The organism is Mycobacterium colombiense CECT 3035, assembly GCF_002105755.1.
GTDB classification, from domain to species: domain Bacteria; phylum Actinomycetota; class Actinomycetes; order Mycobacteriales; family Mycobacteriaceae; genus Mycobacterium; species Mycobacterium colombiense.
The window spans coordinates 3,573,688-3,599,913 of the sequence record NZ_CP020821.1 but is presented as its reverse complement, the minus strand read 5'-3'; the positions used below and the strand labels follow the sequence as shown (position 1 = coordinate 3,599,913).

Annotated in this window: 25 protein-coding genes and 1 pseudogene; 24 read left to right on the top strand and 2 right to left on the bottom strand. The window is 69.1% G+C overall.

The genetic code is table 11. The features are described 5' to 3' along the window. The first annotated feature begins 147 nt into the window (after positions 1-147). The 17 genes and pseudogenes from ftsH (at position 148) to B9D87_RS16675 (ending at position 16,915) form a co-directional block, all read left to right on the top strand. Positions 148-2,574, top strand: a complete 2,427-nt coding sequence (gene ftsH, locus B9D87_RS16755; RefSeq protein ID WP_007772308.1) for an ATP-dependent zinc metalloprotease FtsH — start codon at positions 148-150, stop codon at positions 2,572-2,574. Positions 2,575-2,590: 16 nt separating this feature from the next. Continuing rightward, positions 2,591-3,193, top strand: coding sequence for a GTP cyclohydrolase I FolE (folE, locus tag B9D87_RS16750; protein ID WP_007772309.1), 603 nt, complete (start codon positions 2,591-2,593; stop codon positions 3,191-3,193). Then, positions 3,190-4,041, top strand: a complete 852-nt coding sequence (folP, locus tag B9D87_RS16745) for a dihydropteroate synthase (protein WP_007772310.1) — start codon at positions 3,190-3,192, stop codon at positions 4,039-4,041. The genes folE and folP overlap by 4 nt, the downstream gene beginning before the upstream one ends. After that, positions 4,034-4,435, top strand: coding sequence for a dihydroneopterin aldolase (folB, locus tag B9D87_RS16740; RefSeq protein WP_007772311.1), 402 nt, complete (start codon positions 4,034-4,036; stop codon positions 4,433-4,435). The genes folP and folB overlap by 8 nt, the downstream gene beginning before the upstream one ends. Continuing rightward, complete coding sequence (gene folK, locus B9D87_RS16735; RefSeq protein WP_007772312.1) at positions 4,432-4,980, top strand: 2-amino-4-hydroxy-6-hydroxymethyldihydropteridine diphosphokinase; 549 nt, start codon at positions 4,432-4,434, stop codon at positions 4,978-4,980. Before folB ends, folK begins: the two co-directional genes overlap by 4 nt. After that, positions 4,980-5,456 carry a DUF3180 domain-containing protein gene (locus B9D87_RS16730; RefSeq protein WP_007772313.1) on the top strand — a complete coding sequence of 159 codons (477 nt, stop codon included), beginning with the start codon at positions 4,980-4,982 and terminating at the stop codon, positions 5,454-5,456. Before folK ends, B9D87_RS16730 begins: the two co-directional genes overlap by 1 nt. Positions 5,457-5,582: 126 nt before the next feature. Further along, complete coding sequence (locus B9D87_RS16725; RefSeq protein WP_254425535.1) at positions 5,583-7,112, top strand: DUF6779 domain-containing protein; 1,530 nt, start codon at positions 5,583-5,585, stop codon at positions 7,110-7,112. Between the two features lie 63 nt (positions 7,113-7,175). Continuing rightward, complete coding sequence (locus B9D87_RS16720) at positions 7,176-8,087, top strand: Rossmann-like and DUF2520 domain-containing protein (RefSeq protein WP_007772315.1); 912 nt, start codon at positions 7,176-7,178, stop codon at positions 8,085-8,087. 13 nt (positions 8,088-8,100) lie between these two features. Next, positions 8,101-9,021: pseudogene (panC, locus tag B9D87_RS16715) on the top strand (pantoate--beta-alanine ligase); the annotation flags it as partial. Continuing rightward, positions 9,021-9,440 carry an aspartate 1-decarboxylase gene (gene panD / locus B9D87_RS16710; protein ID WP_007772317.1) on the top strand — a complete coding sequence of 140 codons (420 nt, stop codon included), beginning with the start codon at positions 9,021-9,023 and terminating at the stop codon, positions 9,438-9,440. The pseudogene panC and the gene panD, both read left to right, overlap by 1 nt. Positions 9,441-9,442: 2 nt before the next feature. Further along, positions 9,443-10,258, top strand: a complete 816-nt coding sequence (locus tag B9D87_RS16705; RefSeq protein ID WP_007772318.1) for a type III pantothenate kinase — start codon at positions 9,443-9,445, stop codon at positions 10,256-10,258. Between the two features lie 78 nt (positions 10,259-10,336). Then, a complete protein-coding gene (gene lysS / locus B9D87_RS16700) occupies positions 10,337-11,833 on the top strand; it encodes a lysine--tRNA ligase (protein WP_007772319.1) in 1,497 nt (498 codons plus the stop codon). A gap of 128 nt (positions 11,834-11,961) precedes the next feature. Further along, a complete protein-coding gene (lsr2, locus tag B9D87_RS16695; RefSeq protein ID WP_007772320.1) occupies positions 11,962-12,300 on the top strand; it encodes a histone-like nucleoid-structuring protein Lsr2 in 339 nt (112 codons plus the stop codon). 324 nt (positions 12,301-12,624) lie between these two features. Continuing rightward, positions 12,625-15,171, top strand: coding sequence for an ATP-dependent protease ATP-binding subunit ClpC (clpC1, locus tag B9D87_RS16690; protein ID WP_007772321.1), 2,547 nt, complete (start codon positions 12,625-12,627; stop codon positions 15,169-15,171). 188 nt (positions 15,172-15,359) lie between these two features. Further along, positions 15,360-15,575, top strand: coding sequence for a CbtB domain-containing protein (locus B9D87_RS16685; RefSeq protein WP_007772322.1), 216 nt, complete (start codon positions 15,360-15,362; stop codon positions 15,573-15,575). A gap of 9 nt (positions 15,576-15,584) precedes the next feature. Next, positions 15,585-16,370, top strand: coding sequence for a CbtA family protein (locus tag B9D87_RS16680; protein WP_007772324.1), 786 nt, complete (start codon positions 15,585-15,587; stop codon positions 16,368-16,370). Continuing rightward, a complete protein-coding gene (locus B9D87_RS16675; RefSeq protein ID WP_007772325.1) occupies positions 16,367-16,915 on the top strand; it encodes a histidine phosphatase family protein in 549 nt (182 codons plus the stop codon). Before B9D87_RS16680 ends, B9D87_RS16675 begins: the two co-directional genes overlap by 4 nt. A gap of 774 nt (positions 16,916-17,689) precedes the next feature. Here B9D87_RS16675 and B9D87_RS16665 read toward each other — a convergent pair. Further along, a complete protein-coding gene (locus B9D87_RS16665; protein WP_040630641.1) occupies positions 17,690-19,054 on the bottom strand; it encodes a serine hydrolase in 1,365 nt (454 codons plus the stop codon). After that, entirely contained in the window at positions 19,029-19,349 is a 321-nt protein-coding gene (gene mhuD, locus B9D87_RS16660) for a mycobilin-forming heme oxygenase MhuD (protein WP_007772332.1), read from the bottom strand. The genes B9D87_RS16665 and mhuD overlap by 26 nt, the downstream gene beginning before the upstream one ends. A gap of 63 nt (positions 19,350-19,412) precedes the next feature. Between mhuD and B9D87_RS16655 the strand changes: the two genes are divergently transcribed. The 7 genes from B9D87_RS16655 (at position 19,413) to B9D87_RS16625 (ending at position 26,180) form a co-directional block, all read left to right on the top strand. Then, positions 19,413-20,177 (top strand): alpha/beta fold hydrolase, encoded by a 765-nt coding sequence (locus B9D87_RS16655; protein ID WP_007772333.1) that lies wholly within the window; start codon positions 19,413-19,415, stop codon positions 20,175-20,177. Between the two features lie 107 nt (positions 20,178-20,284). Beyond that, positions 20,285-20,620 (top strand): lsr2/espR transcriptional regulator, encoded by a 336-nt coding sequence (locus tag B9D87_RS16650; RefSeq protein ID WP_007772334.1) that lies wholly within the window; start codon positions 20,285-20,287, stop codon positions 20,618-20,620. Between the two features lie 14 nt (positions 20,621-20,634). Next, positions 20,635-21,114 (top strand): NADH-quinone oxidoreductase subunit B family protein, encoded by a 480-nt coding sequence (locus tag B9D87_RS16645; RefSeq protein ID WP_007772335.1) that lies wholly within the window; start codon positions 20,635-20,637, stop codon positions 21,112-21,114. Between the two features lie 29 nt (positions 21,115-21,143). After that, complete coding sequence (locus B9D87_RS16640; RefSeq protein ID WP_007772336.1) at positions 21,144-23,087, top strand: proton-conducting transporter transmembrane domain-containing protein; 1,944 nt, start codon at positions 21,144-21,146, stop codon at positions 23,085-23,087. 5 nt (positions 23,088-23,092) lie between these two features. Next, positions 23,093-24,043, top strand: coding sequence for a respiratory chain complex I subunit 1 family protein (locus B9D87_RS16635; protein ID WP_007772337.1), 951 nt, complete (start codon positions 23,093-23,095; stop codon positions 24,041-24,043). Next, on the top strand, positions 24,040-24,702 hold the full coding sequence (locus B9D87_RS16630; protein WP_007772338.1) for a hypothetical protein: 663 nt from the start codon (positions 24,040-24,042) through the stop codon (positions 24,700-24,702). The genes B9D87_RS16635 and B9D87_RS16630 overlap by 4 nt, the downstream gene beginning before the upstream one ends. Further along, a complete protein-coding gene (locus B9D87_RS16625) occupies positions 24,702-26,180 on the top strand; it encodes a proton-conducting transporter transmembrane domain-containing protein (RefSeq protein ID WP_007772339.1) in 1,479 nt (492 codons plus the stop codon). Before B9D87_RS16630 ends, B9D87_RS16625 begins: the two co-directional genes overlap by 1 nt. The last annotated feature ends 46 nt before the right edge of the window (positions 26,181-26,226 follow it).

Below are 26,226 nucleotides of genomic sequence, written 5' to 3'. Positions count from 1 at the left end.
CCGGAGCTGGCGATCGCCGCGGACACAATGGCGGCGACCCGCTGCGCCCCGGCTCTGCCGGAGCTGGCGATCGCCGCTAGCGGTAGCCTGGACTTTTTCAGCTGCGTGTATATCGGGGAAGGACCTGGCCGCTAAGGCCGATGATTGATGAACCGGAAAAACGTGATTCGCACCATCACGGCAATTGCTGTCGTGGTGCTGCTCGGTTGGTCGTTCTTCTACTTCAGCGACGACACCCGCGGCTATAAGCCCGTCGACACGTCCGTGGCAATGTCCCAGATCAACGGCGACAACGTCAAAAGCGCTCAAATCGACGACCGCGAACAGCAACTGCGACTGACCCTGAAAAAGGGCAACGGTGACACCGACAATTCCGACAAGGTCATCACCAAGTTCCCCAGCGGCTACGCGGTCGACCTGTTTAACGCGCTGAGCGCCAAGAACGCCAAGGTCAGCACGGTCGTCAACCAGGGCAGCATCCTGGGCGAGCTGCTGGTCTACGTCCTGCCGCTGCTGCTGCTGGTGGGGCTGTTCGTGATGTTCTCCCGCATGCAGGGCGGCGCCCGGATGGGCTTCGGCTTCGGCAAGTCGCGCGCCAAACAGCTCTCCAAAGACATGCCGAAGACCACGTTCGCCGACGTCGCGGGCGTCGACGAGGCGGTCGAGGAGCTCTACGAGATCAAGGACTTCCTGCAGAATCCCGGCCGCTACCAGGCGCTGGGCGCCAAGATCCCCAAGGGCGTGCTGCTCTACGGCCCGCCGGGCACCGGTAAGACGCTGCTGGCCCGCGCGGTCGCGGGGGAGGCCGGCGTCCCCTTCTTCACGATCTCGGGCTCCGACTTCGTCGAGATGTTCGTCGGCGTCGGCGCGTCCCGGGTGCGTGACCTGTTCGACCAGGCCAAGCAGAACAACCCCTGCATCATCTTCGTCGACGAGATCGACGCCGTGGGCCGCCAGCGCGGCGCGGGCCTGGGCGGCGGCCACGACGAGCGCGAGCAGACGCTGAACCAGTTGCTGGTCGAGATGGACGGATTCGACCCGCGGGCCGGCGTCATCCTGATCGCCGCCACCAACCGGCCGGACATCCTGGACCCGGCGCTGCTGCGCCCCGGCCGCTTCGACCGCCAGATCCCGGTCTCCAACCCGGACCTGGCGGGCCGCAAAGCGGTGTTGGAGGTGCACTCCAAGGGCAAGCCGATCGGCCCGGACGCCGACCTCGCCGGTCTGGCCAAGCGCACCGTCGGCATGACCGGCGCCGACCTGGCCAACGTCATCAACGAGGCCGCGCTGCTGACCGCCCGGGAGAACGGCACCGTCATCACCAGCGCCGCGCTCGAGGAGGCGGTGGACCGGGTGATCGGCGGCCCGCGCCGCAAGGGCCGGATCATCAGCGAGCAGGAAAAGAAGATCACCGCCTACCACGAAGGTGGACACACCCTGGCGGCCTGGGCGATGCCCGACATCGAGCCGATCTACAAGGTGACGATCCTGGCGCGTGGGCGCACCGGCGGGCACGCCGTGGCGGTGCCGGAGGAAGACAAGGGCCTGCGGACCCGCTCGGAGATGATCGCGCAGTTGGTGTTCGCGATGGGCGGGCGCGCCGCCGAGGAACTGGTTTTCCGCGAGCCGACGACCGGCGCGGTGTCCGACATCGAGCAGGCCACCAAGATCGCCCGCGCGATGGTCACCGAATTCGGGATGAGCTCCAAACTCGGCGCGGTCAAATACGGTTCGGAGCACGGCGACCCGTTCCTGGGCCGCACCATGGGGACGCAGGCGGATTACTCGCACGAGGTCGCCCGCGACATCGACGACGAGATTCGCAAGCTCATCGAGGCCGCCCACACCGAGGCGTGGGAGATCCTCACCGAGTACCGCGACATACTCGACACCCTGGCGGGCCAACTGCTGGAGAAGGAGACCCTGCACCGGGCCGAGCTCGAGGGCATCTTCTCCGGGGTCGAAAAGCGGCCCAGGCTCACCATGTTCGACGATTTCGGCGGCCGCATCCCGTCGGACAAGCCGCCGATCAAGACGCCGGGCGAGCTGGCCATCGAGCGCGGCGAGCCGTGGCCACCGCCGACCCCCGAGCCCGCCTTCAAGGCGGCCATCGCGCGGGCCAGCGAGGCCGCTGCCGCCGCCCGGCTGGAGGCCGACCGGAACGCCAACGGCGGCAACGGTTCTCATGGCGCCCAAGGCGGCGGTAACCGTCAAGGGGAGCAACAGGGGCCGACCCAGCCCGACTACGGCGCCCCGGCCGGCTGGCGGGCGCCCGGATGGCCGCCGCAGCAACAACAGCCGAACTACTGGCACCCGCCGGCGCAGCCGCCCTACTGGCAGCAGCCGGCCCGCGGCTACCCGGGCCCGCAGGGCTATCCCGGGCAGCAGGGCCACCAGGGCGGTCAGCAAAGCTACCCCGGGCCGCAGGGCGGCGCGGGCCACCCCGGTCAGCCCCATCCCGCCTATCCGCCGTATCCGCCGTATCCGCCGCCCGGACAACCCGCCCCGGAAGGCGCCCAGCCCGACCGGCAGGATGAGGACGTAAGCCGGTCCAACCCGCCGGCTCACGGCTGAGCAAACGGAGGATTCGATGGCGCTGCCGCATACCGCGATGCCCACGACGCGGGCGTTCGATCAGGAGCGCGCCGAGGCGGCCGTCCGCGAGTTGCTGCACGCGATCGGTGAAGACCCCGACCGGGACGGCCTGCGGGAGACTCCGGCGCGCGTCGCGCGCGCCTACCGCGAGATGTTCGCCGGGCTCTACACCGATCCCGACAGCGTGCTGAACACCATGTTCGACGAGGACCACGACGAGCTGGTGCTGGTCAAGGAAATCCCGCTGTACTCCACGTGCGAGCACCACCTGGTGGCGTTCCACGGCGTGGCCCACGTCGGCTACATCCCGGGCAACGACGGCAGGGTCACCGGCCTGTCCAAGATCGCGCGGCTGGTCGACCTGTATTCCAAGCGGCCCCAGGTGCAGGAGCGGCTCACCAGCCAGATCGCCGACGCCCTGGTGAAGAAGCTCAATCCGCGCGGCGTGATCGTCGTGGTCGAGGCCGAGCACCTGTGCATGGCGATGCGCGGCGTCCGCAAGCCGGGGGCGGTCACCACCACCTCCGCGGTGCGCGGGCTGTTCAAAACCAACGCGGCGTCTCGAGCCGAAGCGCTCGACCTGATCCTGCGTAAGTGAGTCTGGCGCCTGTGCAGGTAATGGGAGTCCTGAACGTCACTGACGATTCGTTCTCCGACGGCGGCCGCTATCTCGACCCCGGCAAGGCCGTGGCGCGGGGTCTGGCCCTGGTCGCCGACGGCGCCGACATCGTCGACGTCGGCGGAGAGTCGACCAGGCCCGGCGCCACCCGGATCGATCCTGGCGTCGAGACGTCCCGGGTCGTTCCCGTCGTCAAAGAGCTTGCAGCGCAAGGTATCACCGTCAGCATCGACACCATGCACGCCGACGTTGCACGGGCGGCGCTGTGCGCTGGAGCGCGGATCGTCAACGACGTGTCCGGCGGCCGCGCCGATCCCGCGATGGCGCCGCTGCTGGCCGAGGCGAAAGTGCCCTGGGTGCTGATGCATTGGCGGTCGGTGTCGGCCGAGCGGCCGCACGCGGTGCCGCACTACGGCGACGTGGTCGCCGAGGTGCGCGACGAGCTGCTGGCCGGCGTCGACGCCGCGGTGTCCGCCGGTGTCGACCCCGACCGGCTGATGATCGATCCCGGGCTGGGATTCGCCAAGACGGGACAACACAATTGGGCGCTGCTGCATGCGCTGCCGCAGCTGGTGGCCACCGGCGTCCCGGTGCTCCTGGGTGCATCGCGCAAACGCTTCCTCGGTACGTTGTTAGCCGGGGCCGACGGTTCGCCGCGACCGCCCGATAGGCGTGAGACGGCCACCGCGGTGGTGTCCGCGCTGGCCGCGCTGAACGGGGCCTGGGGGGTGCGCGTGCACGACGTGCGGGCCACGGTCGACGCCCTCAAGGTCGTAGCGGCCTGGACCGACGGGTCGCACACGGAACTGGCTGGAGACAATGGCTGATCGAATCGAGTTGCGCGGATTGAAGGTTCGCGGCCAACACGGGGTTTTCGACCACGAGCGCGCCAACGGTCAGGACTTCGTCGTCGACATCACGGTGTGGATCGACCTCGCCGACGCGGCCGCCAGCGACGACCTGGCCGACACCTACGACTACGGCGCGCTGGCCCGGTTGGCCGCCGACGTGGTCGCCGGCCCTGCGCGCAATCTGATCGAAACCGTCGGAGCCCAGATCGCCGACCAGGTGATGGACGACGAACGCGTGCACGCCGTCGAGGTGGTGGTGCACAAGCCCCAGGCTCCGATCCCCCAGCAGTTCGCCGACGTCGCGGTGGTGGTGCGACGGTCGCGCCGCGGCGGCCGCGGTTGGGTGGTCCCGGCGGGCGGGTCGGTATGACGCGCGTCGTGCTGTCCATCGGCTCCAACCTGGGCGACCGGCTGGCGCGGTTGCAGTCGGTCGTCGACGGGCTGGGGGAGAAGGTGCTCGCCGTGTCGCCGGTGTACGAGACCGACCCCTGGGGCCGGGTGGACCAGGCGCCGTTCCTCAACGCGGTGCTGATCGCCGACGATCCGGCGTGCGACGGGCAGGGCTGGCTGCGCCGCGCGCAGGAGTTCGAGCGGGCGGCGGGCCGCGTGCGCGGCGAACGCTGGGGCCCGCGCACCCTCGACGTCGACCTGATCGCCTGCTACGGCGCCACCGAGGTGATCTCCCGGGAGAACAACCTGACGTTGCCGCACCCGCTGGCCCACCTGCGCGCGTTCGTGCTCATCCCGTGGCTGGATGTCGACCCGGACGCGCGGCTGACGCTGGCCGACGGGTCGCAACCGGCCGCCGGCCTCCTGGCCCAGCTGGAAGCGGCCGACCGCGACGGCGTGCGCCCGACCGGCCTGACGCTTCGGCGCGACGGGAAGCCGCCGGGCGATCAGGGGTCGACGGCCTGATGGGCCCCACCCGCAAGCGTGACCTGACCGCCGCGGTGGTCGCCGCAGCCATTGTGGGATATCTGCTGGTCAAGGGCCTCTACCGGTGGTTTCCGCCGATCACGGTGTGGACCGGCCTGTCGCTGCTGGCGGTGGCCATCGTCGAGGCGCTGTGGGCGCGCTACGTGCGGGCCAGGATCAGCGCGGGCGAGATCGGGTCCGGTCCGGGCTGGCTGCACCCGCTGGCGGTGGCGCGCAGCCTGATTGTGGCCAAGGCCTCGGCCTGGGTGGGTGCGGTGATGCTGGGCTGGTGGGTGGGCATCCTGGTGTACTTCCTGCCGCGCAAGTCCTGGTTGCGGGCCGCCGCCGAGGACACCTCGGGGGCCGTGGTCGCCGCCGTCAGCGCGCTGGCGCTGCTGATCGCCGCGCTGTGGCTGCAACATTGCTGCAAATCACCGCCGGATTCGACTGAGCACGGCGAGGGCGCGGAAACCTAGCCGGTCGCCGCGATTGCCGGCGGTGGGCGGCCGATCAACTCTGCCGGTGACGCCGCCGCTAACCCGCGCGAGAATCGCCGGAGCCGCGCGACACGCGGAACGACCTCGCGCAGGTACTCTCAGGCCATGACCGTTCTGTCCCGCGGCGCCCGGGTCCGGCGCGGCGGCCGCAGGCCGGGGTGGGTGCTCTTGACCGCGTTGCTCGTCCTCGCGATGGGGGCCAGTTCCGCATTGGTTTTCACCAATCGGGTGGAACTCCTCAAGCTCGCTGTAATCCTGGCGCTGTGGGCCGCAGTCGCCGGCGCCTTCGTCTCCGTGCTCTATCGGCGCCAGAGCGACGCCGATCAGTCCCGCGTCCGCGACCTCAAACTGGTTTACGACCTACAGCTGGACCGGGAGATCTCGGCCCGGCGCGAATACGAGCTGACCGTCGAGTCCCAGCTGCGCCGCGAGCTGGCCTCTGAGCTGCGCGCCCAGGCCGCCGACGATCTGGCCGAGTTGCGCGCGGAACTTTCCGCGCTGCGGACCAGCCTGGAAATCCTGTTCGACACCGACCTCGCGCACCGCCCGGCCCTCGGCGGCACCCCCGAGGCCGAGCCGCAACCGGAGCGCGCGTACAGCGAATGGGATCGCAACGGCGAGAACCCCCGGGACACCCCGGTCGATTGGGTGCCCAGCGACCGGGTGACGTCGGTGCCGCCGGACAACGCCGGCCGTGCGGACGACGCCATCATCGACGTGCCCGAGGAACCGCTGATTCCCCCCCGACAGCAGCCGCCACCCCGACGGGAGCGGGTCCGGCACCAGTACGAACCGGCAGCGGACCCCGCGTACGCCGAGGAGCCCTCATATGCCGAGGAGCCCTCGTACGCCCAGGAGCCCTCGTATTCCGGACCGGCGGAGCCGCGCTTCGAGCCCCGCCACCAACCGCCACCCGCGCCCGCGGCCCAGTTCCAGCCGGAGCCGCAGCCGGAGCCCGCACCGCGACCCGAGCCCGCACCCGAGCCGGAACCGCAGCGACAGCCCCAGGCGCAGTGGCCGGGGCAGGGCTGGCAGCCGGCCGCCGCGGAAGGCCAGTGGTTGCCGCCAGGCGCCCCGGGCAGCAATTGGGCCGGCGCCGATGCCCCCACGGATTCCACCGGTGGACGGCGGCGTGCCCGGCATTCGGGCGTCGACGAGGCCTGGGACGGGCTGCCGGTCGAGCCGGTACCGCCTGCGCCGTACGGCGATTCCGGTCGCCGGGCGCGGTCGCGCCACTCGGCGGAATACCGCGACTACGGAGTCCGCAACTTCTCGCCCGGCAACGAGCCGCCCGCCGGACCGCAGCCCGGCGCCGCGCCGCCCCGCCGGCCGCCGCGACGCCGCCGCCCCGCCGCCGGCTCCCCGATGCACCCGGGCCCGTCCGCCGGTGCGCCCCGCCACCGCGCCTGGCGCCGCCACCCGCCCCGGATGAGGCGCCGCGGCACGGCGGTGACGCCGAGCAAGAGGAACCCGATGGCCGGCGGGATGGCACCTCGACGGGCGGCCAGTCGGTGGCCGACCTGCTGGCCCGCTTGCAGGTGCAGCCCTCCGAGGGCGGCAGGCGTCGTCGTCGCGAAGGCTGAGCTGGGAGCTTCCTCACATTGGGTAATGCCTGGTAATCGACTACAGTCGTAGTGACCGAACGGTACCCACGAGGTGGGACCGGAACGAAACAAGATATCTGTGAGGTCGTCTGCGATGGTGCAGTTCGACGGTCTGCGCCCCGCTCGGCTCAAGGTGGGAATCATCTCGGCCGGCAGGGTCGGCACCGCCCTCGGAGTCGCGCTGGAGCGCGCGGACCATGTCGTGGTGGCGTGTAGCGCCATCTCCCATGCGTCGCGGCAGCGCGCGCAACGCCGCCTGCCCGATACGCCGGTGGCGACGCCGCCGGATGTGGCGGCCGGTGCCGAGCTGTTGCTGCTCGCGGTGCCCGACAGCGAACTCGCCGGCCTGGTGTCCGGGTTGGCCGCCACGTCGGCGGTGCGGCCCGGAACCATCGTGGTCCACACGTCCGGCGCCAACGGGATCGGCATTCTCGAGCCGCTGGCCCAGGACGGCTGCATTCCGCTGGCGATCCACCCGGCGATGACGTTCACCGGCTCCGACGAAGACATCAGCCGGCTGGCGGATTCCTGCTTCGGCGTCACCGCCGCCGACGAGATCGGGTACGCGATCGGGCAATCGCTGGTCCTGGAGATGGGCGGCGAACCGTTCTGCGTCGCCGAGGACGCCCGCGTGCTGTACCACGCCGCGCTGGCTCACGCCGGCAACCACCTGGTGACGGTGCTCGCCGACGCGCTCGACGCGCTGCGCGCCGCGCTGCGTGGCAGCGAACTGCTCGGCCAACAGTCCGTCGACGACCAACCGGGCGGCATCGCCGAACGGATCATCGGGCCGCTGGCCAGGGCCGCGCTGGAGAACACCCTGCAACGCGGGCAGGCCGCGCTCACGGGTCCGGTCGCCCGTGGCGATGCGGCCGCGGTCGCCGGGCATCTGGCCGCGCTGGGCCGGGTCGGCCCGGAGTTGGCGCAGGCGTACCGGGTGAACGCCCTGCGGACCGCCCAGCGCGCGCACGCGCCCCAGGAAGTGGTGGAGGTTCTGGCGCCATGAGCCCCGGCAAGCCCCGGCCTTCACGGCGGGCGAACTCAACGTCTACTCCGCCCCGCGCGACGTCGCCGACGTCAGCCGCGCGCTGCGCCACACCGGGCGCCGGGTGATGTTGGTGCCCACCATGGGCGCACTGCACGCCGGGCACCTGGCGTTGGTGCGCGCGGCCAAGCGGGTGCCGGGCGCCGTGGTGGTGGTGTCGATCTTCGTCAACCCGCTGCAGTTCGGCGCCGGTGAGGACCTCGACGCCTATCCGCGGACCCTGGACGACGACGTCGCACTGCTGCGCGGCGAGGGCGTCGAGATCGTCTTCACCCCAACGGCCGCCGCGATGTATCCCGAGGGTCTGCGCACCACCGTGCAGCCGGGCCCGCTGGCCGCCGAGCTGGAGGGCGCCGTCCGGCCCACCCATTTCGCCGGGATGCTCACCGTCGTGTGCAAGCTGCTGCAGATCGTGCGACCGGACCGGATCTTCTTCGGCGAGAAGGACTATCAGCAGTTGGTGATGGTTCGGCAGATGGTCGCCGACCTCAACATCGACGCACAGGTGATCGGTGTGCCGACCGTCCGGGAATCCGACGGCCTGGCGATGTCGTCGCGCAACCGCTACCTGAACCCCGTGCAACGCGAGCTGGCCGTGACACTTTCGGCCGCGCTGACCGCCGGCGCGCACGCCGCGCACCACGGCGGCGCGGCCGCGCTGGCCGCCGCGCGCGCGGTGCTCGACGCCGTGCCCGACCTCACGGTCGACTACCTCGAGTTGCGCGACGCCGGTCTCGGCCCGGCGCCCGCCAACGGTTCGGCCCGGCTGCTGGTCGCGGCGCGGCTGGGCACCACCAGGCTGCTGGACAACATCGAAATGCTGATCGAAACGCCCGCCGGCACCGCTGGGCCGGACGGGCACCACGAATACGCCCAATCACCTTGGAGGAATTGATGTTACGGACGATGCTCAGGTCGAAGATCCACCGCGCCACCGTCACGCAGGCCGACCTGCACTACGTCGGCTCGGTGACCATCGACGCCGATCTGATGGACGCCGCGGACCTGCTCGAGGGCGAACAGGTCACCATCGTCGACATTGACAACGGCGCCCGGCTGGTCACCTACGCGATCACCGGTGAGCGCGGCAGCGGTGTGATCGGAATCAACGGTGCGGCAGCGCATCTCGTCCACCCAGGCGACCTGGTGATCCTGATCGCCTATGGCACCATGGAAGAGGCGGAGGCGCGGGCGTACCAGCCGCGGATCGTGTTCGTCGACGCCGACAACAAGCCGATCGACCTCGGCAACGATCCGGCATTCGTGCCCGCCGACGCGGCCGAACTACTGGATCCCCGGATCGTTGCGCGGTAGCCGTGCTGCTCGCGATCGACGTCCGTAACACCCACACCGTCGTCGGGTTGATAACGGGCTCCAAGGAGCACGCAAACGTCGTGCAGCAATGGCGGATTCGCACCGAAGCGGAGATCACCGCCGACGAATTGGCGCTGACCATCGACGGCCTCATCGGTGAGGACTCCGAACGGCTCACCGGCGCCGCCGCGCTGTCCACCGTGCCCTCGGTGCTGCACGAGGTGCGGCTGATGCTCGACCAGTACTGGCCGAAGGTGCCGCATGTGCTGATCGAGCCCGGGGTGCGCACCGGCATCCCGCTGCTGGTCGATAACCCCAAGGAAGTCGGTGCCGACCGAATCGTCAACTGCCTGGCGGCATTTCACCGCTTCAACAGCCCCGCCATCGTGATCGACTTCGGATCCTCGATCTGCGTGGACGTCGTGTCGGGCAAGGGTGAATTCCTCGGCGGCGCGATCGCGCCCGGATTGCAGGTGTCCTCGGACGCCGCCGCGGCCCGCTCGGCCGCGCTGCGCCGGGTGGAGCTGACCCGCCCCCGTTCCGTGGTCGGCAAGAACACCGTCGAATGCATGCAGGCGGGCGCGGTGTTCGGTTTCGCCGGGCTGGTCGACGGCCTGGTGGGTCGCATCCGCGAGGACGTGGACGGCTTTGCCGGCGACGACGTCGCCATCATCGCCACCGGCCACACCGCGCCGCTGCTGCTGCCCGAGCTGCAGACCGTCAGCCACTACGACCAGCACCTGACCCTGCACGGGCTGCGGCTGATCTTCGAACGCAACCGCGACGCCCAGCGCGGCCGGCTGAAGACGGCGCGCTGACGCTGCGGCGTCTCGCCGCAGCGCGCAGGCAAAGCCGTCGGCGCGGCCTCCAAGCCCGGTCCTTTAAGCTGGCACGTCGTGAGTGCCGACGATCTGGATATTCCCGAGCAGTACCGAATCCGCCGCGATAAGCGCGCTCGGCTGCTCGCCGAGGGGCACGACCCCTACCCGGTCGCCGTCGAACGCACCCACACGCTCGCCCAGGTCCGTGCCGCCCATCCCGATCTGCCCGTCGACACCGCGACCGACGACCTCGTCGGCGTCGCCGGCCGGGTGATCTTTGCCCGCAACTCCGGCAAACTCTGCTTCGCCACGCTGCAGGAGGGCGACGGCACCAGCCTGCAGGTGATGATCAGCCTCGACAAAGTCGGCCAGCAATCCCTCGACGCGTGGAAGGCCGACGTCGACCTGGGTGACATCGTCTACGTGCACGGCACCGTGATCAGCTCACGGCGCGGCGAATTGTCGGTGCTGGCCGACTCCTGGCAGATGGCGTCCAAGTCGCTGCGTCCGCTGCCCGTCGCGCACAAGGACATGAGCGAAGAGGCGCGGGTGCGGCAGCGCTACGTCGACCTGATCGTGCGCCCCCAGGCGCGCACCGTGGCGCGGCAGCGGATCGCCGTCGTCCGCGCCATCCGCAACGCATTGGAGCGGCGCGGGTTTCTCGAAGTCGAAACCCCAATGTTGCAGACGCTGGCCGGCGGCGCGGCCGCGCGGCCCTTCATCACACATTCCAATGCACTCGACATCGATCTCTACTTGAGGATCGCACCAGAACTGTTCCTCAAGCGGTGCGTCGTGGGTGGTTTCGACCGGGTTTTCGAACTAAATCGAGTGTTCCGAAACGAAGGTGCGGATTCCACCCATTCTCCTGAATTCGCCATGCTGGAGACGTACCAGGCGTACGGAACCTATGACGATTCGGCAGTTGTGACGCGCGAGCTTATTCAAGAGGTTGCCGACGAGGCGATCGGAACCCGACAACTACCGCTGCCCGACGGCAGTGTCTACGACATAGACGGGGAATGGGCGTCGATACAAATGTACCCGTCGCTGTCGTCGGCGCTCGGCGAAGAGATCACGCCTGAGGCGTCCGTCGAACGACTCCTCGCGATCGCCGATCGGCTCGGCGTGGAGATTCCCGCCGACCGTGGCTATGGACACGGAAAGATCATCGAGGAACTGTGGGAGCACACGGTGGGCAATACCCTCACCGCTCCCACGTTCGTAAGGGATTTCCCAGTCGAGACAACGCCTTTGACGCGTCAGCACCGCAGCATCACGGGTGTCACCGAGAAGTGGGATCTGTATGTGCGTGGTGTCGAACTGGCCACCGGGTACTCCGAATTGAATGACCCCGTGGTGCAGCGCGAGAGGTTCGCCGCGCAAGCGCGTGCCGCGGCCGCCGGCGACGACGAAGCCATGGTGCTCGACGAGGATTTCCTTGCCGCACTCGAGTATGCGATGCCGCCATGTACCGGAACGGGAATGGGTATCGACCGGTTGTTGATGACATTGACCGGTCTGTCAATTCGAGAGACAGTTTTGTTCCCGATTGTTCGACCGCACTCGTAGTTCAAAGTTTCAACTGTGCGGCTTCCGTACACATTGAGTATGCTTCGCTGTTATGGCAGATTGGTGACCGGGGAGGTCCGATCCAATCTGCTCAGTAACCGCTCAGGACGAAATGCGAGGGTAAGCCAATGGCAAAAAAAGTGACCGTCACCTTGGTCGATGATTTCGACGGTGCCGGCGCGGCCGACGAAACGGTGGAATTCGGGCTTGACGGGGTGACCTACGAGATTGATCTTTCGTCCAAGAATGCCGCGAAACTGCGCGGGGATCTGAAGCAGTGGGTGGAGGCCGGTCGCCGCGTCGGCGGCCGTCGCCGTGGGCGTTCCGGCACGGGCCGTGGCCGCGGTGCCATCGACCGTGAGCAGAGCGCGGCCATCCGCGAATGGGCCCGCCGCAACGGGCACAACGTGTCGACGCGGGGCCGCATCCCGGCCGACGTGATCGACGCATTCCACGCGGCCACCTAACCGTCCTCAAACCGGCGCCCGGGCTTTCGAGCCCGGGCGCCGGTTTGTCGTTTCGCTGGGCGCGAAACAATCGTCTGGCGGCTTGCGGAAACGAATTGGAAGTCCGCGACGTTTCTTCAGTTACGGCGCGCAACGCCGCTGGCAGTCGCAGGTGAGATCGGCCCCGGAAACACCGGGCGGGCCCGTAGCGAAGAACGCACGGCAAGGTTAGGCCCGCTGGCAAGCCGACCATTACAGTGGAGACAGGTACGCGATTCCGGCCACAGGGACCGGCACTGGGCCGCCAACAGGTTTGTACCGATGTGAGGGAGAGCAGGTAACCCGATGTTTGAGAGATTTACCGACCGTGCACGGCGGGTGGTCGTCCTGGCGCAAGAAGAGGCCCGGATGCTCAACCACAACTACATCGGCACCGAGCACATCCTGCTGGGTTTGATTCACGAGGGCGAAGGCGTCGCGGCGAAGTCGCTGGAGTCGCTGGGCATCTCGCTCGAGGGCGTTCGCAGCCAGGTCGAGGAGATCATCGGCCAGGGCCAGCAGGCCCCGTCGGGACACATCCCGTTCACGCCACGTGCCAAGAAGGTCCTCGAGCTGAGCCTGCGCGAGGCGCTGCAGCTCGGCCACAACTACATCGGCACCGAGCACATTTTGCTGGGCCTGATCCGCGAGGGCGAGGGCGTGGCGGCGCAGGTGTTGGTGAAGCTGGGCGCCGAGCTGACCCGGGTGCGCCAGCAGGTGATCCAGCTGCTGAGCGGATACCAGGGCAAGGAGGCCGCGGAGGCCGGCACCGGTGGCCGCGGCGGCGAATCCGGCAGCCCGTCCACCTCGCTGGTGCTCGACCAGTTCGGCCGCAACCTGACGGCGGCCGCGATGGAGGGCAAGCTCGACCCGGTCATCGGCCGCGAGAAGGAAATCGAGCGGGTGATGCAGGTGCTGAGCCGGCGCACCAAGAACAACCCGGTGCTGATCGGCGAGCCCGGTGTCGGTAAGACCGCCGTGGTCGAGGGCCTGGCGCAGGCGATCGTGCACGGCCAGGTTCCCGAGACGCTGAAGGACAAGCAGCTCTACACGCTGGACCTGGGTTCGCTGGTGGCGGGCAGCCGCTACCGCGGTGACTTCGAGGAGCGCCTGAAGAAGGTGCTCAAGGAGATCAACACCCGCGGCGACATCATCCTGTTCATCGACGAGCTGCACACCCTGGTGGGTGCGGGCGCGGCCGAGGGCGCGATCGACGCCGCGAGCATCCTGAAGCCCAAGCTGGCCCGCGGCGAGCTGCAGACCATCGGCGCCACCACGCTCGACGAGTACCGCAAGTACATCGAGAAGGACGCCGCGCTGGAGCGCCGCTTCCAGCCGGTGCAGGTGGGCGAGCCGACGGTGGAGCACACCATCGAGATCCTCAAGGGTCTGCGCGACCGCTACGAGGCGCACCACCGGGTGTCGATCACCGACGGCGCGATGGTGGCCGCCGCCACCCTGGCCGACCGCTACATCAACGACCGGTTCCTGCCCGACAAGGCCATCGACCTGATCGACGAGGCGGGCGCCCGGATGCGCATCCGGCGGATGACCGCGCCGCCAGACCTGCGCGAGTTCGACGAGAAGATCGCCGAGGCGCGCCGGGAGAAGGAATCGGCGATCGACGCCCAGGACTTCGAGAAGGCGGCCAGCCTGCGTGACCGCGAGAAGCAGCTCGTGGGTCAGCGCGCCGAGCGCGAAAAGCAGTGGCGCTCAGGCGATCTCGACGTGGTCGCCGAGGTCGACGACGAGCAGATCGCCGAGGTGCTGGGCAACTGGACCGGCATCCCGGTGTTCAAGCTCACCGAGGCGGAAACCACCCGGTTGCTGCGCATGGAGGACGAGCTGCACAAGCGGATCATCGGCCAGGAGGACGCGGTCAAGGCCGTGTCCAAGGCGATCCGCCGCACCCGGGCCGGGCTGAAAGACCCGAAGCGCCCGTCGGGTTCGTTCATCTTCGCCGGCCCGTCCGGTGTCGGTAAGACGGAGCTGTCCAAGGCCCTGGCCAACTTCCTGTTCGGCGACGACGACGCGCTCATCCAGATCGACATGGGTGAGTTCCACGACCGGTTCACCGCGTCGCGGTTGTTCGGCGCCCCGCCGGGATACGTCGGCTACGAGGAGGGCGGCCAGCTCACCGAGAAGGTGCGGCGCAAGCCGTTCTCGGTGGTGCTGTTCGACGAGATCGAGAAGGCCCACCAGGAGATCTACAACAGCCTGTTGCAGGTCCTCGAGGACGGCCGGCTCACCGACGGTCAGGGCCGCACGGTCGACTTCAAGAACACCGTGCTGATCTTCACTTCGAACCTCGGCACGTCCGACATCTCGAAGCCGGTCGGCCTGGGCTTCACCCAGGGTGGCGGTGAGAACAACTACGAGCGGATGAAGCAGAAGGTCAACGACGAGCTGAAGAAGCACTTCCGTCCGGAGTTCCTCAACCGCATCGATGACATCATCGTCTTCCACCAGCTGACCAAGGACGAGATCATCCGGATGGTCGACCTGATGATCAACCGCGTGGCGACCCAGCTCAAGAGCAAGGACATGGCCCTCGAGCTGACCGACAAGGCCAAGGCGTTGCTGGCCAAGCGCGGCTTCGACCCGGTGCTGGGTGCCCGTCCGCTGCGGCGCACCATCCAGCGCGAGATCGAGGACCAGCTCTCCGAGAAGATCCTCTTCGAGGAGGTGGGTCCGGGCCAGGTCGTCACGGTCGACGTGGACGACTGGGACGGCGAAAGCGCCGGCGAGGACGCGAAGTTCACCTTCACCGGAACCCGCAAGCCGCCGGCCGAGCCGGACCTGGCCAAAGCCGGGGCGCACAGCGCCGGCGACCCGGGGCCGGACGCGCAATAGCGAATAAGGAGAACGGGCGGTAGTCGATGTCGGACTACCGCCCGTTTTCGCTGCGCCCTACACTGACCGTTGTCATCGACGTGTAACGGAATCTGGTGAGAGTCCAGAACGGTCGCGCCACTGTCCACAGTCAGACCCGTGACTCGTCATACCCAGCGGGGACGCGTTATCCCCAGAAGGAGCCGATTGTGTCCCATCCGCAGCTAACCGGCAGCCGCACCCGATCCGTCGACCTGTCCGCGGCACGCACCGCGCTCTGGTTCGCCGCGACCGTCTTCCTCGCGTTGCTCGCGCTGTATTTCGTCGGCATCGACCAGGGCGCGGTCTCGCTGTTCGGCAGCGACTCGCACGTGCACGAGTTCGTGCACGACGCGCGGCACCTGCTCGGCTTCCCCTGCCACTGACCCGATCTCGTGGAGAAACGCCTTATCGGGGGCGGTCTTCTGGCGGGTGCTGTCGGCGCGGTGCTGGCGTTTGTCTTCGCCCGCCTGTGTGCCGAGCCCGTCATCGGCCGCGCAATCGCTTTTGAAGACGGCCGCACCGACGCCGAGAACGCGCACGGCGTGCACGAGCACGGGGCCGAGCTGTTCACCCGCGGCGTGCAGGCCGGCCCCGGGCTGGGATTCGGTGTGCTGATTTTCGGGCTCGCCATGGGCGCGCTGTTCGCCGTGCTGTTCAGCGTCGTCTATGCGCGCACCGAAACCGGTCAACCGCAAGCGCTTTCGCTGCTGTTGGCGGCCGGCGCCTTCGGGGCGGTGTATGTGGTGCCGTTCGCGAAGTATCCGCCGAACCCACCGGCGGTCGGCCAGTCCGACACGATCGGTGCGCGTACCGGCTGGTACCTGGCGATGGTGCTGGCGTCGGTGGTGCTGGCGATCGGCGCGGTCTGGCTGGCGCGGCGCCTCGCCGCCCGGTTGGGCGCGTGGAACGCGAGGCTGCTGGCGGCGGGCGCGTATCTGGTGGCGATCGTCGTGGTGGCGGTGCTGCTGCCGAGCGTGGACGAGACGCCCGAACCGCTGCGCGACGCCGCGGGGACGATCATCTATCCGGGGTTTCCCGCCGACGTCCTCTACGAGTTCCGGTTGCTGTCCCTGGCCGCCCAGCTAGTGCTGTGGGCGGGCATCGGCCTGGTGTTCGCGACGATCAGCGGCCGGCTGCTCGGGGAGCGGACGGGGCGGGCGTCGAGCATCGCGGCATGACGGGGGTCGCCCGGCTGACGCTGGTGTCGCATGGCATGACGAATGCCATGGCGGACAAGCGGTTTCCTGCCGACGAACCGTTGAATGCGATCGGCCGCCGCCAGGTCGAGGCGGTGGACGGCCTGACCGCTGGCATACCGCGTCAGCTGGCCGGACCCGAAGAACGCACCAGGCAGACCGCGAAACTGCTTGGGCTGCACGCCGAAACCGAGCCGCGGCTGGCGGACCTCGACTGCGGACGGTGGCGCGGCGCGGCGCTCGCGGCCCTGCCGCCCGGCGAACTCGAGGCGTGGCTGGCTCAACCGGGCGCCGCGCCGCACGGTGGTGAGTCGATCGTCGACCTGATCTCGCGGGTGGCGGGATGGCTGGAGTCGTTGGCCGCCAACCCATTACGCACGGTGGCGGTCACCCACCCGGCGGTGATCCGCGCGGCGATCGTGGCGGCGCTGGGCATCGCCCCGGCGTCGTTCTGGCGGATCGACGTCGAGCCGGGCGCCCGCGTCGTCCTGCACCTCCGGGGCGGCCATTGGACGCTGCGGCTGTGAGCCATGTGCGGCCGGCACGGGTCTGAACTCGGCCTTTGGCGGTTCGCGTAGCCAGGCCGTAGAGACTGCAGACCAGGCCCCGACGCTGGCATAGCGGCCTGCTTGGCTGTGCGCGTATCCGGATTCGCCGGTTGCGCTCAACGGGGTAGCCGAGATCTTGGGGTGGGCAAGTAGCAATCCCGCGGGCGACAGGTGGACCGCGTCCCAGGATTCGGCTATCGCCGGCCAGTCCGGATACTTACAGCCGCTCCCCGCGCTGTGCGAGTCGATCAGCGCAGCCCAATCGCGGGCAGATTGGATTCGCGCGACGCGGATACGCGTGATGTCGAAATGAACTTCCCATCGGGGCGATCCGCGGCGCAGGTTTTCGCCGCACAGGGTCCAGGAGTCTTCGCCGTCTTTGATCGGAGTCGATGTCCAGAATGCGCCGTTTGGTAGCGCGCTCAACGCCTCTCGGTTGCTGACAGTGACTGCGTGCCACTCGCTGATCGTTCCCTGATGGATTTGTGGCGAATCGAAGGTGCGCAGCGACGCCAGGGCCGCGAGTCCCACGGCATCGAACTCACGAAGCCGCGGGTCATTCACGTCGAAGCCGGCTACGTCGAGACAATCATCGGTGTACAGATAGCGGGAGACGGCCCGGGTCGCGGCCCCGATCAGTCCCTCGGGCGTACCCCAATTGCCAAACGACATCATGTGCTCGATGAACAGGCGGCCCGGAAAGGTATCCAGCAGCGATTCGCGGGCGGTCACGGCGTGAACCGGCTGTGAGCCTCAGCGCGGGGCGATCAGCGCGAAGGCCTGCTTGGCGATCTTGAGCATCCAGCCGGTCACCGTCGGGCCGTGATCGCGGGGCCAGTTCAGCTGGAAGCTCACCACCCACGGCTGCCGCGTCTTGTCGACGGCATACCAGCTGAACGTCAGATCACCGGGCAGGCCACCGGCTTTCGCGCCGATGTACGGCCACACGTTGCGGTCCAGCTGGATGCCGGCGACCGCGGACAGGATGTCTCGCACCGGCGCGGCCTTGCCGACCGCGTCGGCCTGCAGCGCCGCGTGAACCCGGCAGATGTCCTCGGCGTTGCCGTACCACTCCGCGCCGTAGGAGGATGCCGGCGAGTGGGCCCGCATCGGATCCGGGTCATACGGCGTCGAATTCGCCTGCTCCAGCAGCTGCCCGCGGACTTGCGGCGAGCCGTGTTCCCATTGCTCGCGCAGGTCGGGTCTGCCCCAGCCGACCGAGAACAACTCGTACATGGTGGGGAACGGGGTCATGCTGGCCGGGTCGTGATGACCCGCGGTGGCGAGCGCTTCGGAGATGGCGTGCGTGCCCATCTTGCCGATCAGCAGGTCGGTGGCCATGTTGTCACTGGTGGCGATCATCTTCTCGGCGGCGGTCCGCACCGAAACGTGCGCTCCGGTGGGCAAGGCCAGCCCCGACGAGCCGACGGCGCGGCTCTTGTCGGTCACGGTCAGCTGGTCATCCCAGGACACCGTCCCGTCCTTGATCGCGCCCGCCAGCGCATGCAACACGTAAAGCTTGAAAATGGATGCCAGCGGCAAAGATTCGTGCGTGTTGGTACCCGCCACCGGGTCGCAATGGCCGTCATCGACCTTGGCGACCTGATACGAATAGCGCGCACCGGTCTTGCTCAGCACCGCGTCGATGTCGTGCCACGAGTTGATCGTGGGCGCCCGGGTGTCGAGATCGAATCGATCCACCGAGCCGCCGTCGTCGGTGTGAATCCGGATGTCTTGCCGGGCTCCGTAGGACGAGGTCAGGTGCAGGGTCGCCACGCTCGCGCCGAGGTCTACCCCGTTGAGCGTGAACGGACGATCCCACCACAGCGCCTCCATGGTGGTCTCCACCGACTCGACCATGTCCGGCGCGGCCAGCGTGCGAACGCCGACCGGGCCGATGGGCCAGTCCGAGTTGAGCATGTCCAACGTCTGCTGCGCCCGGATTCCGGGCGGGGTCCGGGTGTCGATCTGCCGCCCCGGATTCGCGGCGTTGGCCTGCGGAGAGGGGTTGGGGGCGCACCCGGGCGCCGATGTCGCTACCAGTGCGGCGGCCGCGCTCAGCGTCAATGCGCGGCGCCAGGCCGACAGCCCGCTAGCCAGCCTGCTTGTTGCCGGCAACGTCCATCACAACCTCGAATTCCAGCAGCGAGGCCCCGGTCGCCACCGGCTTCGCCCGCTCGCCGGAGTGCGCCTCGATCGCGGGGCCCTGCGCCCACGCCTGGAACGCCTCTTCGGACTCCCACTGCGTCACCACGAAGTAGCGGTTCTCGCCCTTGATCGGGCGGAGCAGCTGGAAGCCGAGGAAGCCCGGCTGGTTGTCGACGGCGTGCGCCCGGTGGGCGAACCGCTTCTCCAGCTCCGGGCCGGCGTCGGCGGGTACTTCGATTGCGTTGATCTTCACCACTGGCGACATGCCGCTAGGCTACCCCGCCCATCCCGGTGCCGGGTCCGAGGGCGGTGCACGCAAGATGGTGCTATGCCCAGCCAACTGTTGACGTGCCAGGGGGGCGTCGGTGAGCCGCTGGTGCTGGTGCACGGCCTGATGGGGCGCGGAAGCACCTGGCCGCGGCAGCTGCCCTGGCTGACCGGGCTGGGCACCGTGTACACCTACGACGCCCCGTGGCACCGGGGTCGTGACGTCGACGATCCGCACCCGATCAGCACCGAACGGTTCGTGGCCGATCTGGCCGAGGCGGTGGGTTCGCTGGGGGAGCCGGCCCGGATGGTGGGGCATTCGATGGGCGCCCTGCACTCGTGGTGTTTGGCGGCGCAGCGGCCCGAACTGGTGTCCGCCCTGGTGCTCGAGGACATGGCGCCGGACTTCCGCGGCCGCACCACCGGCCCCTGGGAACCGTGGTTGCACGCCCTTCCCGTCGAATTCGATTCCGCCGAGCAGGTTTTCGCCGAATTCGGGCCCGTCGCGGGCCAGTATTTCCTGGAGGCCTTCGACCGCACCGACACCGGCTGGCGCCTGCACGGCCATACCGCCCGCTGGATCGAGATCGCCGCCGAGTGGGGCACCCGGGACTACTGGGCGCAGTGGCGCGCGGTGCGCGCCCCCGCGCTGCTCATCGAGGCCGGCAATTCGGTGACCCCACCGGGACAGATGCAAGTGATGGCCGAAACCGGCCACGCGACAACGCATTTGAAGGCGCCGCAAGCAGGCCACCTGATCCATGACGAGGCGCCTCAGCTGTACCGCGAGGCTGTCGAGGCCTTCCTGGCGACGCCGCGGGCCTGAACCGTGGCGGCGGTCACCCGCGCCCGAGATGAAGTCCGCAACAACATCTGATAATTTCTTCAACTGTTCGATTCTATAAAAGCTGTAATCGTCAGGAGATCGGTGCCGTGTCGGAGCCGTTGTACAAGCTCAAGGCCGAGTTCTTCAAGACGTTGGGCCATCCGGCGCGGATCAGGATTCTCGAGCTGCTGGTGGCGGGCGAGAAGTCCGTCGGCGAACTGTTGCCCGAGGTCGGGCTGGAATCGTCGAATCTGTCTCAGCAGCTGGGGGTGCTGCGCCGGGCCGGCGTGGTCGACGCGCTCAGGGACGGCAACACCGTGATCTACTCGATCGCCTCGCCAGACATTGCCGAGCTGCTGCTGGTGGCCCGCAAAGTTCTCACCGGGGTGCTCAGCGACCGCGTCGCGGTGTTGGAAGACCTGCGCGCCGGCGGCGCGGAGTAAGGCGGGGCTTGTCAGTGGGCTGGATCGGCAGGGCCCTGCGGGTGGGCCGCATCACCGAACCCGCCGCACCCGCTCCGCCGATGTCGGCGAATCCGGTTGCGGGAGTGCGCGGTTCGGTTCAAATCCGGCACGTCGATGCCGGTTCGTGCAACGGCTGCGAGGTGGAGATCTCCGGCGCGTTCGGACCGGTATATGACGTCGAGCGATTCGGGGCGCGGCTGGTGGCCTCCCCCCGCCACGCGGATGCCCTGCTGGTGACCGGCGTCGTGACCCGGAACATGGCCGGACCGCTGCGCGCCACCCTCGACGCCACCCCCCGGCCGCGGCGGGTGATCGCCTGCGGCGACTGTGCGCTTGGCCGGGGTGTCTTCAGGGACGGCTACGGCGTCGTCGGCGCGGTGGGCGATGTGGTGCCCGTCGACGTGGAGATTCCGGGATGTCCGCCGAGCCCGAGCCAGATCGTCGCCGCGCTGCGATCGGTGACCGGCAAGTGACCGCACAACTGCACACTGGCAACGGGAGAATGTCGAAGCCGTTGCGCCGCAGCGATTTCGGTCCCGTTCTGGCGGGGGCGCTCACCTCGTTGCTCGGTGCCCTCGGCGTCTGGGCCGGCCTGCTGGGAATGTTCGGCAAGGCCCGTGCGGTCCACGTCGGTTGGTTGCTGCCGCTGTCCGGGGTGCAGCTGGATCTGGACCCGCTGGGCGGCTTCTTCATGGCGCTCACCGGGTCTGTCGCGGGGGCGGTCGGCGTTTACGTGATCGGGTATGCCCGGCACGGGCGGCCGAGCCGGGCCACGCTGACGGCGTTGCCGGTGTTCGTCGCGGCGATGCTGGCGGTGCCGGCCGCGGGGTCGGCGACCACATTCCTGTTCGCGTGGGAATCGATGGCGGTCGCGTCATTGGTGCTGGTGTTGGCCGAGCACACCCGACTGGAGGTTCGCGCGGCCGCGTTGGTGTACGCGGTGATGACGCAGCTGGGTTTCGTGTCGATCCTGGCCGGCCTGGTGGTGCTGGCCGCCGCCGGCGGCGGCGACCGGTTCGCCGATCTGCATCGGATACCGCCGGGCACCGCCACCGCGGTCTTTGCGCTGACGGTGGCCGGGTTCGGCTCGAAGGCCGGCCTGGTGCCATTGCACGCGTGGCTGCCGCGCGCTCACCCGGAAGCGCCCAGCCCGGTGTCGGCGCTGATGAGCGCGGCGATGGTCAACCTGGGGGTGTACGGCATCTGTCGCTTCGATCTGCAGTTGCTCGGACCGGGGCCGCGGTGGTGGGGCCTCACCCTGATGGCCATCGGTGCGGTCTCCGCCCTCTACGGGGTGGTGCAGGCCTCGGTCGCCACGGATCTCAAACGCCTACTGGCGTATTCGACAACCGAGAACCTCGGGTTGATCACCCTCGCGTTGGGAGCCGCGACCCTGTTCGCGGCGTCCGGCGCCGCCGGGCCCGCCGTGATCGCCGCGGCCGCGGCCATGTTGCACCTGATGGCGCACGCGGCGTTCAAGAGTCTCGGATTCCTGGCGGCCGGGTCGGTGCTGGCCGCGACGGGCCTGCGTGACCTCGATCGGTTGGGCGGTCTGGCCCGCCGAATGCCGGCCACCACCATGCTGTTTGGGACGGCCGCGCTCGGGGCGTGTGGGTTGCCGCTCGGGGCCGGTTTCCTCAGCGAGTGGTTGCTGGTGCAGTCGCTGATTCACACGGCTTCCGGTCATGCCACCCTCCTGGCCTTGACCACGCCGCTGGCCGTCGGCGCCGTCGCGCTCACCACCGGCCTGGGTGTGGCGGCGATGGTCAAGGCGTTCGGGATCGGCTTCCTGGCGCGGCCGCGCAGCGACGAGGCCGCCCGCGCCCGCGAGGCGGGGGCCGCCATGGTGGCGGGCATGGTCCTCGCCGCCGCCGCCTGCGTGGTCCTGGCGCTGGTGCCGTCGGTGGTGGCGCCGGCACTGCGCCGGGCGCTCGCCGCGCTACCCGCGGCGCGGGCGGCGCAGTTCACCGATTTCGGCACCCTGGTACGGCTTCCGGGCGTGCAGGGGTCGGTGGCACCCGGGGTCATCGCGGCCGCCCTGGGCGTGGCCGCGGTGACCGTCACCGCGTTGGCGCAATGGCGCAAGCGCCTTCGACCGGAACCCGCCGACTTGCCGCTATGGGCCTGTGGCGCGGACGATCTCACCGACCGCATGCAATACACCGCAACCTCTTTCGCCGAACCGCTGCAGCGGGTCTTCGACGATGTGTTGCGACCCGACACCGACGTCGAGATCACCCACGTTGCCGAGTCGCGGTATTTCGCCGAGAGGATCGTCTATCGCACCCGCATCGCCGACGCGATAGAGGAACGCTTCTACGCGCCGGTGCTGCAACTGGTGGCGGCGGCCGCGGCTGTGGTGCGCCGCGCGCACACCGGCAGCGTTCACCTGTACCTGGCCTACGGTGCGCTCGGCGTCCTCGCCGTGCTGGTGATCGCCCGATGAACGCGTTGTCCTACGCCGCCGGTGCGACTCAGCTCGGCGCCGTGGTCGCCGGTTCACCGCTCGTGGTGGGCCTGACCCGGCAGGTGCGGGCGCGGTGGGAGGGCCGCGTCGGCGCGGGCGTCCTGCAGCCGTGGTACGACATCGTCAAACAGCTTGGCAAACAACAGATCAAGCCACTCGGAACGACGGTCGTGTTCGCGGCCGCCCCCGTCATCGTCGCAGCGTCGACCCTGCTGATCGCCGCGATCGCGCCGCTCGTCGCGACCGGATCTCCACTGGACGCCAGCGCCGACCTGTTCGCCGTGGTCGGCCTGCTGTTCGTGGGCACCGTCGCGCTGACCCTGGCCGGGATTGACACCGGGACCTCCTTCGGCGGCATGGGGGCCAGTCGCGAAATCACCATCGCGGCGTTGGTGGAGCCCACCATTTTGCTCGCGGTCTTCGCGCTCTCCATGCCGGCGGGGTCGGCCAATCTCGGTGCGCTGGTTGCGCATACCATCGCCCATCCCGGCGGGGTGGTGTCGCTGGCCGCGGTGCTGGCCTTCGTCGCCCTGGTGATCGTGATCGTCGCCGAGACCGGGCGCCTTCCGGTGGACAACCCGGCAACCCACCTGGAGCTCACAATGGTCCACGAGGCCATGGTCCTCGAATACGCGGGCCCTCGCCTCGCCCTGGTGGAGTGGGCGGCCGGTATGCGGCTGACGGTCCTGCTGGCGCTGTTGGCTAACCTGTTCGTGCCGTGGGGAATTGCCGACGGCGGCCCCGGCGCGATCGGCATCGTCATCGGCCTGGTGGCGGTCGTGGCCAAGGTCGCCGTGCTGGCCGCGGTCCTGGCCACCGTCGAGGTGTTCATGGCCAAGCTTCGGCTCTTCCGGGTGCCCGAGCTGCTGGCCGGGTCATTCGTGTTGGCGTTGCTCGCGGTGATCGCCGCGAACTTCTTCGGGGTGCCCGCATGACGCCGAATACCTTCGCCATCCTCGTCGACTTCGCGGCCGGGGGACTGATTTTGGTTGCGGTGCTGGTCGTGTGGCGCCGCGACGTGGGCGCCATCGTGCGCCTGCTGGGTTGGCAGGGCGTCGCCCTGGCGGCGATCCCCATCCTGCGCGGGGCGTACTCCCGCGATGCCGCACTCGTCGCCGTCGGCGTCGCAGTCCTCGCGTTGCGGGCCCTGATACTGCCGCGGCTGCTGGCCCGGGCGGCCGGGGTTGCGCCGCAACGGCACCGCGAGGCCACGCCGTTGGTCAACACCGCAACGTCGCTGCTGATCACCGCCGGACTGACGCTGGTGGCGTTCGCCGCCACCCGTCCGCTGGTGTACCTGCAGCCGGGGGCCACCACCACCGCGGTGCCGGCCGCCTCGGCGGCAGTCCTGGTGGCGCTGCTCGTCATGGTGACGCGGCGGCATGCGGTGTCGCAGGCCGCAGGGTTTCTCATGTTGGACAACGGAATTGCCGCCACCGCGTTCTTGCTCACCGCGGGCGTACCGCTGATCGTCGAACTCGGCGCCTCGCTGGACATCCTTTTCGCCGTCCTGGTGATCGGGGTGTTGACCGGACGCCTGACCGGTGCCTTCGGCGGCGCCGACCTCGACGCCTTGCAGGAGTTGCACGACTGATGACCGGTCTACTTCTCGCCGCGATCCTCGCGCCTGTCGCCGCGTCGTTGGCGACCTTGATCGGTGGGTGGCGCCGTGCCACCGCGTCGCTGACCGTGCTCTCGGCGGCAACGGTTTTCGCGTGTGGGGTGGCGCTGGGGTGCGGTGCCGGATCCGGGGCCCGATTCGCCCTGGGCGGGTTGCTGCGGGTGGACGCGCTGAGCGTCACGATGCTGATCGTCATCGGAACCGTTGCCACACTGGCGACGTGGGCCAGCGTCGGCTACATCGGAACCGAACTCGCGCGCGGCCACACCGACGCCCGCGGTGCGCGGACCTACGGCGTGCTGACCCCGGCATTTCTGGCCGCGATGGTTGTGGCGGTGTCCGCCAACAATATTGGGGTCATCTGGGTCGCAATCGAGGCGACCACCGTGATCACCGCCTTCCTGGTCGGTCATCGCCGCACGCGCACAGCGCTCGAGGCGACCTGGAAATACGTCGTCATCTGCTCGGTCGGTATCGCGATCGCGTTTCTGGGCACCGTGTTGCTCTATTACGCCGCCGAGCACGCCGGAGCACCCGCCGCCGCGGCGCTGAACCTCGACGCATTGACCGCGCACGCGGCGCAGCTTGATTCCGGCACCGCGCGACTGGCCGGCGGCTTACTCCTGATCGGATATGGCGCGAAAGCCGGGCTTTTCCCGTTTCACACCTGGCTGGCCGACGCTCACAGCCAGGCCCCGGCGCCCGTCTCGGCTCTGATGAGCGGCGTACTGCTGTCGGTGGCCGTCTCGGTGCTGATCCGCATCAGGCCGATCATCGACGCGGCAACCGGGACCGCCTTCATGCGCTCGGGGCTGCTGGTGACCGGACTGGCGACGCTGATCATCGCGGCGCTGATGCTGACCGTGACATCCGACATCAAGCGCATGCTCGCCTACTCCTCGATGGAGAACATGGGCCTGATCGCGATCGCGGCGGCCGCCGGCACGACGCTGGCGATCGCCGCGCTGCTGCTGCACGTCCTCGCGCACGGGATCGGGAAGACGGTGCTGTTCCTGGCCGGCGGCCAGTTGCAGGCCGCGCACGATTCCACCGCCATCGCCGACATCACCGCCGTGCTGCGGCGCTCCCGGATGCTGGGTGTGTCGATCGTTGCCGGGGTGATCGTGCTGCTCGGACTGCCGCCCTTCGCGATGTTCGCCAGCGAGCTGTCCATCGTCCGCGCGCTTGCCAACGCCCGGCTCACCTGGGTCCTGGCCGCGGGCCTGCTGGCGATCGCCATCGCATTCGCCGCGCTGGCGCGCAACTCGGGCCGCATCCTGCTCGGCGGTGCCACCGGCGCATCCGAGGTAGCACCGGAAATCGTTGTGCCTAAAACGATCGCCGCCGCACTGACGCTCGGTGTCGCCGCATCGATCGCCCTCGGGGTGACCGCCGGCCCGCTTGCCGGCCTGTTCACCGCCGCGGCGGGCATCGTGGGGGCATCGCCGTGAACACCGCCGTCGCCCGCCACAGGCTGTCGCGGGACGAGCTGGCCGA